This is a genomic window from Pseudomonas syringae (assembly GCF_000737245.1).
Classification (GTDB): Bacteria; Pseudomonadota; Gammaproteobacteria; order Pseudomonadales; family Pseudomonadaceae; genus Aquipseudomonas; species Aquipseudomonas syringae_J.
In genome coordinates this window covers 1-217 of record NZ_JPQU01000012.1, presented here as the reverse complement: position 1 = coordinate 217, position 217 = coordinate 1, and the positions used below count along the sequence as shown (strand labels likewise).

Here is a 217-nt window from a genome sequence, read left to right as displayed (position 1 = left end):
TCAGTGCCAATGGCATGGTTGAAACGCTGGTAGCCAACCAGTTCATCATCGCGACCGGCTCGCGCCCCTATCGCCCCGCTGATGTCGATTTCTCGCACCCGCGCGTTTATGACAGCGACACTATCCTGACCCTGAGCCATACGCCACGCCGCCTTATCATCTACGGAGCCGGAGTGATCGGCTCTGAATATGCGTCAATTTTCAGCGGTCTCGGGGT

1 protein-coding gene is annotated in these 217 nt (G+C 58.1%); it reads left to right on the top strand.

The genetic code is table 11. From position 1 onward, the window contains the following. Positions 1–217: FAD-dependent oxidoreductase (locus tag IV01_RS0124425; protein ID WP_195758730.1), on the top strand; the 217-nt coding region annotated here is incomplete at both ends.